Source organism: Anaerostipes faecalis (assembly GCF_018982945.1).
Lineage (GTDB): Bacteria > Bacillota > Clostridia > Lachnospirales > Lachnospiraceae > Anaerostipes > Anaerostipes faecalis.
In genome coordinates, this window is record NZ_JABRXE010000005.1 from 77,237 (window position 1) to 90,894 (window position 13,658).

The 13,658-nt window shown below is 37.1% G+C and carries 11 protein-coding genes; all 11 read right to left on the bottom strand.

Features of this window, described 5'->3' with window-relative positions; all coding sequences use genetic code 11:
* Window positions 1-88: 88 nt before the first annotated feature.
* Complete coding sequence (locus tag KTB61_RS07175) at window positions 89-1,057, bottom strand: DnaJ C-terminal domain-containing protein (protein WP_075759784.1); 969 nt, start codon at window positions 1,055-1,057, stop codon at window positions 89-91.
* 101 nt (window positions 1,058-1,158) lie between these two features.
* On the bottom strand, window positions 1,159-1,599 hold the full coding sequence (locus KTB61_RS07180; RefSeq protein WP_075759783.1) for an Hsp20/alpha crystallin family protein: 441 nt from the start codon (window positions 1,597-1,599) through the stop codon (window positions 1,159-1,161).
* A 220-nt stretch (window positions 1,600-1,819) separates the two neighbouring features.
* Window positions 1,820-2,695, bottom strand: coding sequence for a DMT family transporter (locus KTB61_RS07185; RefSeq protein ID WP_216697124.1), 876 nt, complete (start codon window positions 2,693-2,695; stop codon window positions 1,820-1,822).
* A 135-nt stretch (window positions 2,696-2,830) separates the two neighbouring features.
* Window positions 2,831-3,730 carry a DMT family transporter gene (locus KTB61_RS07190; protein ID WP_216697125.1) on the bottom strand — a complete coding sequence of 300 codons (900 nt, stop codon included), beginning with the start codon at window positions 3,728-3,730 and terminating at the stop codon, window positions 2,831-2,833.
* A 1-nt stretch (window position 3,731) separates the two neighbouring features.
* Window positions 3,732-4,892: a glycerate kinase family protein gene (locus KTB61_RS07195; RefSeq protein ID WP_216697126.1), complete on the bottom strand. Its 1,161-nt coding sequence runs from the start codon at window positions 4,890-4,892 to the stop codon at window positions 3,732-3,734.
* A 32-nt stretch (window positions 4,893-4,924) separates the two neighbouring features.
* Window positions 4,925-7,195: an endopeptidase La gene (lon, locus tag KTB61_RS07200; protein WP_216697127.1), complete on the bottom strand. Its 2,271-nt coding sequence runs from the start codon at window positions 7,193-7,195 to the stop codon at window positions 4,925-4,927.
* A gap of 214 nt (window positions 7,196-7,409) precedes the next feature.
* Complete coding sequence (locus KTB61_RS07205) at window positions 7,410-8,387, bottom strand: Gfo/Idh/MocA family protein (protein WP_216697189.1); 978 nt, start codon at window positions 8,385-8,387, stop codon at window positions 7,410-7,412.
* Window positions 8,388-8,434: 47 nt separating this feature from the next.
* Window positions 8,435-9,112 (bottom strand): fructose-6-phosphate aldolase, encoded by a 678-nt coding sequence (locus KTB61_RS07210; protein ID WP_075759778.1) that lies wholly within the window; start codon window positions 9,110-9,112, stop codon window positions 8,435-8,437.
* Window positions 9,113-9,215: 103 nt separating this feature from the next.
* Entirely contained in the window at window positions 9,216-10,166 is a 951-nt protein-coding gene (locus KTB61_RS07215) for a glycyl-radical enzyme activating protein (RefSeq protein ID WP_230973661.1), read from the bottom strand.
* Entirely contained in the window at window positions 10,129-12,486 is a 2,358-nt protein-coding gene (locus tag KTB61_RS07220) for a glycyl radical protein (RefSeq protein WP_216697128.1), read from the bottom strand. Before KTB61_RS07220 ends, KTB61_RS07215 begins: the two co-directional genes overlap by 38 nt.
* 358 nt (window positions 12,487-12,844) lie before the next feature.
* Entirely contained in the window at window positions 12,845-13,510 is a 666-nt protein-coding gene (locus KTB61_RS07225; protein WP_216697129.1) for a nitroreductase family protein, read from the bottom strand.
* Window positions 13,511-13,658: the final 148 nt, after the last annotated feature.

Below are 13,658 nucleotides of genomic sequence, written 5' to 3' on the forward strand. Positions count from 1 at the left end.
GCCATTGTTTGTCATTTTTTTAACATATTTATTATAACACAAATTTGCTTATTTTCGTAGTATTTATCCTTAGATTTTTTAACTCTTTTTATACTGCATGCTTTCTGTTTTTTCGTTTTACAATATGGTCATATTCTATAAGTTTCTGTTTCTCTTCCGGGCTTAAATTTGTAGGAACCTGAATCTGTACTGTTACATACTGATCCCCGCGAACAGAGGAATTCTTCATAGATACAATACCTTTTCCACGAAGTCTGATTTTCGTTCCAGACTGGGTTCCTTCCCTGATTTTACAAACAACATTTCCATAGAGTGTTTCTACCACAGCCTCTCCTCCAAATACTGCTGTGGTGAAAGGAATGCTGACTGTTGTATATACATCCATTCCCTTTCTCTCATATCCTGGTTTGGTTCCCACGGTTACTTTCAGCAACAGATCCCCAGGCTCGCCACCGCCAAGGCCCGAATTGCCTTTTCCACGAAGCCGGATACTCTTTCCTGTATCTATACCAGCTGGAATCCGAACCTGAAGAGACTGAACACCTCCATTAGAAGACTGGAGATGTATGGTCTTTGTACAACCTGAAACCGCTTCATCAAAGCTGATGGATATTTCTGCTTCTGCATCAGAGCCTTTTTGCTGAAAATGTTGTCCGCCAAACCCATCATGAAATCCGTATCCTCTATATCCTTGTGAAGCTTTTTTCTTATTCCCGAACATTCCTCCAAAAATATCCCCGAAAATATCATCCATGTCTCCACTTTCAAAATGATATTCTCTATAATTTCCCTGATTTCCATTAAAAGGATTCTCTCCTTCGCCTGTTCCATCAAAAGCTGCATATCCATACTGATCGTATAACTTTTTCTTCTTCGGATCACTTAAAACCTCATAAGCTTCTGTTACTTCCTTAAACTTCTGTTCTGCCTGAGAATTGCCGGGATTCATATCCGGATGGTACTTTTTCGCAAGTTTTCGATAAGCCCTTTTGATCTGTGCATCATCCGCATTTTTACTGATTCCCAGAATATCATAACAATCTCTCTTTGCTGCCAATGTTACCACCCCCTATATACCTTGACAGTTTGGTTTCCTGTAATAAAAGATAAAAGTATCCCCGGGAATCATCCCGGGGAAATACCATTTTTAATTTGTTATTATCCTTCAATAGTTACATATCGTTTTTCTTCCGCCTTCTTTGTTTCTTCTTTCTTTGGAATATCCAGCATCAGAATACCATTTTCAAATTTGGCATGAATATCATTTTCCGTAACTTCTTCACCTACATAAAAGCTTCTGCTCATATTACCACTGTAACGTTCACGTCTGATATATTTGCCGTCTTTGTCTTTCTCATCATTGTTTACATTTTTTGCTGCATAAATTGTCAGATATCCATCTTTCAATTCTGCTTTTACTTCATCTTTTTTGAATCCTGGCAGATCAATAGATACTTCATAACCATGGTCTTTTTCTTTAACATCTGTTTTCATAACAGCTGCAGTCTTTTTACCATAAAGTTTCTCGTCAAAATCAGGAAATGAAAAATCCATCCAGTCATTAAATAAGTTTCCTCCAAAAATACTAGGCATCATCATAAGTCATCTCTCCTTTTTCTAACAATCTATGTTTAACACTATGAGTTTGTTCTCATGTGCCTGGTTTCCTGAACTATGAATTCGGTTCCTTTTATTACCTCTTCCTTTGTTCTATATGTAATATAACACCTATTGTTAGCACTGTCAATATGTGAGTGCTAATTTTTTTGAAAAATTTTTTAACCTACGCCGTACATTTGAAATATCTCAAAGCGTTGATTCATCCCTTTTTTCTGTCATACACATATTGAAGTAAAATTCCTCCAATAATAAAAATCAATGCCACAACTGTCCGAATATGTATTTTTTCCTTAAGAAAAACAGCAGAAATAATCAATGATAGAAATGGCGTGAAATATGCAAGATTAGCAATCGCTGCCGTATTTTCAGTTCCATTTAGCGCCAGTGCCCAAAGAAGATATCCCACAGCATTTATTACCACTCCAATCCATAGAATTCCGATCCACTGTATTCCCTGAATTGGAATCCACTTTTCCACTGGTGCACCAAATACCAGTGCACAGACCGCTGTGGTCAGCCAGATTATCATCATGGCAATATTCTGATTACAGTCTGCTTTCTTATTTAAAACAGAAAACAATCCATAACATGCTGCTGCCACAATACAGCTGATCATCCCCAAAGATACATTTCCAGAAGAATGACTCCCACTATCCAGAGAAAGTATAACTATCCCCAAAAAAGAGCTGATCATAGCTATGATTTTCATTATTGTCAATTTTTCTTTTAAAATGATACATGAAAATATCACCAGCATAATAGGCCATAAATAGTTTAATATGCATGCTTCCTGAGAACTTAGCTGTGATAATCCATAATAATATAGTGCATTATAAAGGAATAATCCAATAAATCCCAATCCACTCATAGTTGCATATTCTTTTACTGAATAATTTTTCATCTGGTTGATTGTTCCACTTTTAATATTTACCATCAATAAAAATAAAAATGCAAAAAAACTGCTAATACACAGTGCTTCTAAATTTGGTATATCCAGTAACAGTTTCTTAGCCAATGCCGCCAAAGTTGACCAAATGCAAACTGTAATAATTGCATATGTATATTTTTTCCTCATTTGTCTTCCTCTCCAGATTCTTTTTGATTTTTTAATTCTAAAATAGAACAAAGCAGGCAAAGAAGTTATTTCAGGCTTCTTTGTCTGCTTTTTAATCAATATACTTTGAAAATTATATAATGTCAACAAATCAATTTACCATATGTCCTTTTTCAATGGCTGGTTCATTAATACAACAGAACCCATAACCAGTAAAATCCCTAAGAAATTCATTCCTCTAATCTGTTCCTGATATACCAGCATACCAAGTACTGCCGCCACAACTGTTTCCACTGATGCAATCACCGGAACTTTGCTACTCTCTCTAATTTTCTGTACACCCATATAATATAACAGATAACCGATCGCTGTAGGAATCAGTGCATAAAGAAAACCTATGATCCATACTTCTTTTTCAATATAAAATGACATATTCCATGGCTTCATAAAAACCGCCAGAAATACTGCTGCAAAAAAATAACTATATGTACTGACAACAAATGCATTTATTTTTGAACCGGCAATTCTTCCAATAATTGCTGTCAGAGAATAACAAAAACCAGCTGCAACACCAAATAGGATCCCTATCAGTGAAACAGCACCCGATGAAATATGTCCACTTGTTGCCGCAAGACTGCATCCGATTACATTAATCACTAATGCTGTCCTTTTAATCCATGTGATTTTTTCCGAAAATAGAACATAAGATACCAATGCAGTAAACACCGGTGCTACATTTAGTAATACTGCACTTATTGTTACTCCTGTCATAACAACAGCATAACTATAAAAAATATTATAAATTCCCTGACAGATCAATCCAAGCAGAGCACATGATAACAAATCTCTTTTGGGGATAATCAAAGACTTCCATCCAAATTTAAAAACAGTAATCACTAACAAAATCAAAAATGCAAAAAATATTCTTAAAAAACTGGTCAAAGCTGATGATGCTCCATTATGACTCATATCCGTTACAAATAAGCCAATGGTTCCCCATAATATACCTGCTAGAAAGACTTGCAGATATCCTTTCTTTTGTGTTGCGTCTTTCACGTTAATCTAAATCCTTTCTCATCTGCTTTGATAAGTGGATCAGTCGAAAAACCTGCTCACTGGTATTGATCATATTTCTTTTTGCATTAGAAGAATCCATTGCTTCTTCCAATGTTGAAATTTCTCTTAAAATCGGGAAGAATGCATCAATACCTGCCTGATTACACTCTATCGCATCTTCTGTGACTGCACCTGCAAAAGCAATGACTGGTTTGTTATATTTTTTTGCAATCCCGGCAACTCCAACAGGAGCCTTTCCCATAACTGTCTGACCATCCAAACGTCCTTCTCCGGTCACAATAACATCTGCATTTTTCACAAATTTTTCTAGTTTTGTTTCTTCAAGAACAATCTTTATTCCTGATTCCAATGTACCATTGGTAAAAGTTAAAAATGCAAATCCCAGTCCTCCTGCAGCTCCCGTTCCGGCATATCCAGGATCAGCCTTTGGATACTTTTTACATGCCAGACTGGCATAATCAGATAACCACCGATCCATCTTGGAAATCATATGCTGATCAGCACCCTTTTGCGGGCCGAAAACGGCACTACACCCATCTTTCCCACATAGTGGATTGGTTACATCACAGGCAATTCGAAATGTACAGTCTTTTAACTCTGGCACCACATGATCATCTGTAATCATCACCAGTTCTTTTAATCCTTTCGCACCAAAATCTACCTGATTACCATCCTTGTCAAGCATTCCATATCCCAATGCCTGCAGCATTCCAATACCACCGTCATTGGTAGCACTTCCTCCTATTCCGACAATAAAATGCCTGCATCCATTTTCAATGGCATCCAGAATCACTTCTCCTACTCCATATGTAGTAGTATTCAGCGGATTTCTTGCTTCTTCGGGTACTAATGTAATTCCTGATGCCCCTGCCATTTCAATAATGGCTGTTTTACTCTCCATAAGAATTCCATACTTACAATCAACCGGTGTCCCTAAAGGACCTGTTACATGAACTTCCCTTAGGACACCACCCATACCCTGGGTTAAAGCTTCCACTGTTCCTTCTCCGCCATCAGCCAGCGGACGAACGCTGATCTGAGCTTTTGGACAGACCTTTTTTATTCCTTCGGCAATAGCATGTCCTGCTTCCATAGAAGAAAGACTGCCTTTTAAAGAATCTATGGCAATGGTTACTTTCATATTTTCACTCCACTACATTAATACCAGGTTCACTATCTGCATCCTGCATATTTTAACACTTGCTCTATTGTTTCCACTGGTACAATTTCTATTTTCTCTTTTACTTCTTCTGCTACATCTTCCAGATCTTCCACATTTTTTACAGGAATCAGGACTTTTTCCATTCCTGCTCTGACTGCTGCCATTAATTTTTCTGGCAAACCACCAATCGGCATAACCATTCCCTGCAAAGAAATTTCACCTGTCATGGCAAGTTTAGGACTGACTGTTGTTCCTGTTACCAAAGATGACAATGCTGTTGTCAATGTAATTCCTGCTGATGGTCCATCTTTTGGCACTGCCCCGGCAGGCACATGAATATGCAGATCGTTTTCCTTAAACAATTGTGCTTTTTCCGGATACAGATATTTTACCAAAGTTACGGCAATCTGAACAGATTCTTTCATCACATCTCCCAATTGTCCCGTTACAATGGTTTTTCCTTCTCCCTTGGTAAACATGGTTTCAATAAATAAAATATCACCGCCTGCCTGTGTCCATGCCAGTCCTGTAACAATCCCCGGCTTTGGATTTTCCAGAACATGATCATGAGATATCGGCTTTTCATTTAAAAATTCCTTCAAACGTTTCGGACTGACTGTAACTGATTTCTGTTCTCCTTTTACCAGTTTTACCGCTGCCACACGGCAAAGGGTATCCAGTTGCTTCTTTAAACCACGCACTCCGGCTTCCATGGTGTAATCAGAAATAATTGTGTGAAATGCCTCATCTGTCACTTTCAGATTAGCAGCTTTGATTCCCATGGATCTCATTGCTTTTGGAAGCAGATGCTTTTTGGCAATCTGATATTTCTCAGATTCTGTATATCCCTGGAACTGAATCACTTCCATACGATTTAGCAACGGTTCCGGTATGGTATCCATTGAATTTGCTGTACAGATAAACAGTACATCTGATAAATCATATGGCACATTCATATAATGATCAGTAAATGTATTATTCTGTTCCGGATCCAGAACTTCCAGCAATGCACTGGAAGGATCTCCTCCATAATCTTTTACCATTTTATCTACTTCATCTAAAACCATAACCGGGTTGGAAACACCGCTTCTTTTGATTCCATCCATAATACGTCCCGGCATTGCACCTACATAAGTCCTCCTGTGTCCACGAATTTCCGCCTCATCGCGAATACCACCAAGACTGACTCTTACATATTCTCTTTTTAATGCCTTGGCAACACTTTGACCTATACTTGTCTTTCCTGTACCTGGTGCCCCTACAAATAATAAGATAGAACCGGATTGCTGCTTATTTAACGCCATTACTGCAATCTGCTGTATAATTCTTTCTTTCGCCTTTTTCAGACCATAATGTTCCCGGTTAAGAATCTCCTCTGCTTCCACAAGATTGATATCTGAAAAAGTTTCTTTCTCCCAGGATAATCCTGTTACAAAATCCAGATAATCATACAGCATACCATATTCATGACTATCTTTCCCTTCCTGTTTCATACGATTAAGAACTTTTTCAGCTTCATTTTTTGCAATCTCATTCATATGAGATTTTCTTATTTTCTGTTCAAATTTTCTAATATCCGATACATTTTCGGGATGCATTTCATCCAATTCATTCTGCAGAATCTCAATCTGTTTTTTGATGGCTTCCTCCCGATAAACCTTCTCATGGGCTTCCGTTTGTACTTTTTTAGCTTCTTCTCCTATTTTAGAGACCTCGATGAATTCATATAAAACCTGCTCCATCAATTCAAACCGTTGGGAAATCTTGTCTGCTGCAAGAATCTCGTATTTTTCTTCATTTGAAATATTCAGATGATTGGATAAATTGGCAATCATTTCTTCCATGGACTTCCATCGTACAACATAGTTTCTCACCATGATGCCCCATTGGAATCCATTAATATACTGCAAAACAGCAGATTTGACCTGTTCAAAACGTTCTTTCTGCTGCTGGGAATCAATATCTTCTATTATAATACGATCTGAAAATGTTGTTTTGATATCATCTTTATCCACTTCAACGCTATTAATATCTACACGACCGAGAGTTTTAATTCCGATATTACCATCTTTATCCAGGTTTTCAACAACACCTGTTACCCCGATAGGATAAAAATCTTCTGGTGTCATATCTTCCCTTTGTTTGTCTTCTTTTAGCATTAGAAACAGGATTTCATCGCCTTTCTCAGCATCTTGTCCCGCAATTTCCTTAAAATACTCTCCTTGAAAATAGAAGGTAACTTCTGGAACCACTACTAAATTATAAAAAGGTACCACTATCATCTTATATTCCCCCTTTACAAATATTTTTGTTAGCACTCTTCTTTATAGAGTGCTAATCCGTTTTTGAATAATTATAAACCTATTTTAAAATCTGTCAATACTATTTTAAAAAGGAGTGTTATCCAATAGATGTTTCATCTATTGGATAACACTCCTATAATGACATTTCGTAGAAACTATTTCTAAGATAATATGCGGTATTTCCTTTCCTATCTTAACAATCTGCCGGAAAAACAATGCCCATCTGTTTTCTTGCCTCGTCCATAACTTCCAGCTCCCACAGAGAATACTGATTATGTTCCCTGGCACTTCCTTTTTCCTGAATTAATCTTATAAACTCTTTTATTTCGTAATACATATTATTTTCTTTTTTGGAAATTTCGATTTCTTCCCAATGTCTGTCACGATAACGGATCCTAATCTTTTTAGTATCTGGAATTTCCTCAATAATCATAGAAGCTTCTTCTCCCTGAATTTGACTTGGAAGGATTGCATCTGTAATTTTTGCATACATTAATTCTGCCTGCATATCTTCATACATAGCTACAATCGTTCCAGCTGCCTCAGCTCCGTTATCTAATTTCAGGCAATGTGCAGAAATCTCTTTTGGCATTCCAAACAACTTAACCAATGGATGAACACAATAAACACCGATATCCATCAAAGCACCATTAGACAATTCCGGTTTAAAAGCATTCTCCACAATACCATTTTTATAATTGTCGTATCTTCTGGAGTATTGACAATACTGAAATGTAGCTCTGCGGATTTTTCCCAGTTTCTTTAAATTATCCTGAATTGCCTGGAAACCAGGGTCAAACGCTGAACGCATAGCTTCCAGTAAAATAACATGATTTTCTTTTGCCACCTCCAGCATCTGTTTCAATTCCTTCAAATTGGAGGCTATAGTCTTTTCACATAATACATGTTTCCCTGCATTCATCATCTGAATACTTTGTTTTGCATGGAAAGAATTAGGGCTTGCCACATATACTGCATCGATATTTTCTGCCTTAGCAAGATCATCTAAAGAATCGTAACAATCTTCAATTTCATATCGATCTGCATATTCCCTTGCTCTTTCCATAGTTCTGGAATAAACTGCCTGCACATGAAAATCATCACATTGTCTTCCTGCATCAATGAAACTATCCGTTACAAAATTTGTACCGATTACTGCAAAATTTACCATCATTTCACCCTTCTTCCGTCTCATTTCATTTTCGTATCCTACTTCTATTAACAGTTTTCCATTGTCTTCCCTTTACCAACCAGATTTTCAAAGTCTGCTGTGAAAGCATCGATTGCAGAATCTACACATGCATTTTTTAATAATCCTTCGATGATATCTGCTGCAACCGTTGCTGCACCTACACCATATTCTGCCAGTTCCAGCACCTGCTGTGTATTTTTGAAACTTGCAGCTAATACTTCTGTGTGAAGATTATTTTTTCTATAGATATCGTGGATCTTCTTTGCTGTTGCCACACCGTCTGCTCCCAGATTATCAATACGGTTAACATATGGTGCTGCATAATCTGCACCTGCTTTTCCTGCCAGAAATGCCTGCTGTGCTGTATAAATTGCAGTTGCAGTTACATTTACACCTTCTGCTTTTAAAGCTTTCATGGCTTTTAATCCTTCACGGGTTGTAGGAATTTTTATATATGTATTAGTCCCTAATTTTTCTCTGATTTTTGCTGCTTCTGCAACCATTCCTTCTGCTTTTTTTGAAATTACCTGCACATGCAGTTCTGCATCTGCCCCAATGATTTCACGAATTTCAGATAATACATCATATGGATTTCTTCCGCTTTTTGCCAAGATTGATGGATTTGTTGTAACACCATCTACTGGAAAATATTCATAAAGGGCCTTGATTGCTTCTACATTTGCATCATCGATAATTAATTTCATTCTTGTTCCTCCTGGTTATTTTCTTCGTTTTATTTCTTTTTATTATTTTATATTATTATTTATTATTATTCAATAGCTTCAATTATTTATTTTGCATTTATCCTTATGATTCAATAATAATATTTTTTACACCTACTTCTTTTGCCCATTGACCAAATTGCTGCATCTGTTCCTTAGAGTACATTTTTGGATTTTCCTTAAAGCAGTATTCTTTATCGACAAGATGATATTTGGCTTCTGCAAGGGGATTATAATTTAAAATCTCATAAGAAACATCTGAATAAATATTGCTGATAAATTCTGCAATTCCCTGAATATTTTCCTTACTCGTGGTAATTCCCGGAATCATTGGTGTCCGGATAATCACATGCTCCCTGATTTCTGAAGACAGCAGTATTTCCATGTTCTTTTTAATGATTTCATTGGACACACCAACATATTTTTTGTGTGCTTCCTCATCAATTAACTTGAGATCAGAAAACGCCATACTAAGATATGGAATCAATTCTTTCACCACTTCTGGTTTCGCATAAAGTGAAGTCTCAATTGCTGTATGTATATCCTCTTCCTGGCATTTCTTTAATAATTCCACTGCAAATTGCCATTGCATTAGAGGTTCCCCTCCAGACAAGGTTACTCCGCCGCCATGGCGGAAAAATACTTTGTCTTTGCGGATTTCTTCCATTACTTCATCTAAAGATAATATCTGTGAATCCATCTCCAAGGCTCCTGTTGGACATTGGTAGATTAACTGGTTCCAATCCTCATCTGCCTGGATATTCAACTGAATTTTTCCGTCACAAGTTCTGCATCCTCCATCTTTGCTCTGGGCAACACAGGTACAGCAGTGAATGCAGCGATTTTCAAAATAAATCGGCCGTCTCTTTGCAGAAATTCCTTCCGGATTCTGGCACCAGACACAGGATAATGGACATCCCTTGAAAAACACAGTGGTCCGAATACCATCTCCATCGTGTGTGGAAAATCTCCTGATATCAAATATCGTTCCTTCCATTTTAAATATCTCCATAGCTTGTTCTTGCAATGATTTCATCCTGCAGGTCTCCTGCAAGCTCTGTAAAATATGCTGTATATCCTGCTACACGAACAGTTAGGCTGCGATATTGTTCCGGATTTTTCTTTGCTGCAATTAAGTCTTCTCTTCTTACTACATTAAACTGAATATGTGGAATTTCCAGGTCTACAAAACTTCGTAAGAAGTTTGCAAACTTCTGTACACCTGTTTCTGTATCGAAAAATTCCGGAAGGAATTTCATATTTAAAAGTCCGCCATTGGTGGTACAGTTTTTGTCCAGTTTTGATACAGATTTTAACACTGCAGTCGGTCCCTTTATATCTCTTCCATATACCGGTGACATACCACCATCAGCCAGTGGTTCCATGGCATAACGTCCATCTGGTGTTGCCCCTACATTCTGCCCCATTGGTACATGGGCTGACACGGTATACATACCTGTGTGATACGGACCACCACGGTAATTTTTATATGTGCGCAGACGATTTTTAAAATAATCCGCCCATTTTGTTCCAAGACTATCTACCCAGTCATTATCATTTCCGTATTTCGGCACCTTATGAAGCATTGTAGCTCTCATTAATTCAAAACCTTCAAAATTCTTTTTCAGTGCCTCTAATACTTCTTCTCTGGAAAATCTCTTTTCTTCATATACTAATTGCTTAATAGCTGCAAGACTATCTGCCAGATTGGCTATCTGAATCATCTGAATTCCAGATAGGTTATATTTTGCTCCACCTGCAGTTACATCTACCCCATTTTCCATACAATTGGAAATGGTGGCTGACAGAAACGGCGATGGCAGTAGATCAATATGTGCTTTTTCTACTTCTTCACATGCAAGGATCATCTTATCCATAAAATAATCAATCTGCTTTTGAAGAGCATGTTCCAGATCCTCATAGGCCTCATATTCCGGAAGACTTCCGTAATCTGGTGCAATCTGTTTCCCTGTTAAAAGACATTTTCCACCGGTAAGTGTTACCTCTAAAGCTTTATTTAAGTTAAACATTGCAGAATCACTCCATCCCAGGTTATTTCCCTGTGTGGTAAGTTCCACGCAGCCTACAATGGCATAGTCCAGTGCATCCTTTTCCTCAATCCCCAATTCCATCATAGACGGGATAACCGCCTTATCATTAAAAAACTGCGGCATACCACTTCCCAGGGCAACCGTATGGACTGCTTCTTTTAACAGTTCTTCTCCTGTACCTTCGTGAAGCCTGACAGACAGATTTGGCTGAGGTAATCCGATATGCTTCTGTGCTTCCAAAAATAAAAATGACAGATCATTGACATAATCATTTCCATTTTCATCCTGTCCACCTACTGCAATATTAAATCCAATAGGGAATCCTGCAAAATACTTTGCTCCTCCGGAATTTCTCATATATACGATTTCATTAAACTTTAACCACAGACATTCGATGATCTCCAACGCTTGCTGTTTGTTCAGCCGCCCTTCTTTTATATCTTTTTCATAATAAGCGATCAAATGTCGGTCCAAACGCCCCGGTGAAAATGATGATGCATTAGACTCCATTTGCAAAATCACAAATAAAAACCAGATTGCCTGTACCGCTTCATGAAATGTTTCTGCCGGTCTTTCACTTAAATTCTTACAGTTGTTAGCTACTATCAGCATTTCTTCTTTTTTCTTCTCGTCCTCCTCTTTGTCAGCCATATCTACAAGAAGATCATAATAGCGAACCATAAAATTGGATGCACCTTCCATTACAAGTGCTACTGCTTTATAAAATAATTTCTGAGATTCTTCTGTAACTGTATTAAGCTTTTCTTCTGCCAGTCTTCTGTACCCTGTTGGTCCAAACTGCAGCCACTCTACACAGTTTGGGCAAATATGTCCCTGGGCATGATCCTTTTGATTAATCTTTACTACTTTCCCAATTTCATTAATCTCTTTTCCATATCTCTGATTTAAAACATCTTCCAGAGATTTTCCTTCCCAATAAGGCTTGATCACTTTGCGAAAAGTCGTAATATCTTCTTCATGTACATTGAATTTATCCTGCGGTCTCATTGGAAGTGTTTCAAACTCTTTATCAACCCATGTGCTTCCACTTTCCGGAAAAACAACACCATAACGTACTCCTGCTGTACGATTACCAACAATTAATTCTTCCGGTTCTGCCTTAATTTTGATTTGTTCCAAAGCTGCCTTCAATGCCAATGCTCTCTGAATAATTCTTGGTTTATCCTCATTTGCTTTATATACATCCGTAATGATCAGTGCCTGCTCAATGGATGCATATCTTGGCTCTGACAACATTTTATCTTTTAAATATCTTACTCGATCTGTTTCATATACTTCGCTCAACTTTATCTCCTTTCATAATTATTATTTATTCTTGTTTTTTATTATTCTATATAGTTTTCTTCTTGCTGTCAATTGCTTTTGTTTATTTTGTATTATTTTTTAATAATAAAAAACAAAGCAGACAAGTCTGCTTTGCATGCTGATGTACAACAGTTTTAACTGTTTTCCTATAATGTAAAAAATCCCGCATCATCTGCGGGATTCCTATTTTAATGAAAAGAGAGGATTAAAATATATATGAAAAACTATGTCTTTATTATACTTGATTCCTTGATGGATTCAATTTTCTCCATATAAAATTTTATAAATAAAATATAAACAAACATAAGAATTCTATAAAAGGTATTGATTCCTCTCATTATGCCCAGTTAAAAGAATCTTTTCCGGCACCAAGTTCAAAATGATACTTAGCAATACCAAGATCTATTTTTGAGTAAAGTCCTATTCCTGCTTTTGCTAACACCTGATCTCCTTTTAGATTAAATGAAAACTTCTGCTGATTTATCGCTGTTGGTGCAAGCAGTGCTGCTTCTATACCTCTTTGAAACCAATCCGGTACCTGATCATCCACTTTCATAACAGCACTAGCCGGTTTTGATTTATGAGGCACTCCCTGATTTTCGCCATATCCAAGAGCTATTACAATACAGAGTTTTTCTCCACTATCAATGACAAATGCACTTTTTATCTTACTATAAGTCAGAGCTACCCAACAGGTATTTAGTCCTAATTGCTGTGCAGCCAAAACAAGCCTTTCTCCATAATAACCACATTTCTCCTCCAGATCATCTGTTTTTTTCCCGACCAATGCAAAATAATTTGTAACACCACTAAATTTTCCATAATGGGCCATAAAACCATTAAATGCTTTTGGTTCATTGGTAACAAGCTGAATGTGCAGACCACTTTCCCTGTTGCAGGCTTTAACTTCTTTCTTCAGCGCAAAAATAACCTCTGGTTCCAAAGGTTTGCTTTTATATTGTCGTACACTATGACGATTCTTCATTGCTTCTAATAAATCCATTTTTTCTTTACCTCCACAACTCTTTTCTTTCCAAATAAGGGGCAAAGCCAGCAATGACTTTGCCCCTCGTAACCCATTCATCAAATCGCACATTCTTTGTAAATTTTACAAAAGCTTTGAAACGATTTTGCGGTAGAGAATATATTTA

Bases quoted from the DNA above. Each gene is read 5' to 3' on its own strand.
- KTB61_RS07195 (WP_216697126.1), bottom strand. From the start codon at position 4,892: ATGAAAGTAACCATTGCCATAGATTCTTTAAAAGGCAGTCTTTCTTCT.
- KTB61_RS07225 (WP_216697129.1), bottom strand. From the start codon at position 13,510: ATGGATTTATTAGAAGCAATGAAGAATCGTCATAGTGTACGACAATAT.
- KTB61_RS07205 (WP_216697189.1), bottom strand. From the start codon at position 8,387: ATGGTAAATTTTGCAGTAATCGGTACAAATTTTGTAACGGATAGTTTC.
- lon (WP_216697127.1), bottom strand. From the start codon at position 7,195: ATGATAGTGGTACCTTTTTATAATTTAGTAGTGGTTCCAGAAGTTACC.
- KTB61_RS07180 (WP_075759783.1), bottom strand. From the start codon at position 1,599: ATGATGATGCCTAGTATTTTTGGAGGAAACTTATTTAATGACTGGATG.
- KTB61_RS07185 (WP_216697124.1), bottom strand. From the start codon at position 2,695: ATGAGGAAAAAATATACATATGCAATTATTACAGTTTGCATTTGGTCA.
- KTB61_RS07215 (WP_230973661.1), bottom strand. From the start codon at position 10,166: ATGAAATCATTGCAAGAACAAGCTATGGAGATATTTAAAATGGAAGGA.
- KTB61_RS07210 (WP_075759778.1), bottom strand. From the start codon at position 9,112: ATGAAATTAATTATCGATGATGCAAATGTAGAAGCAATCAAGGCCCTT.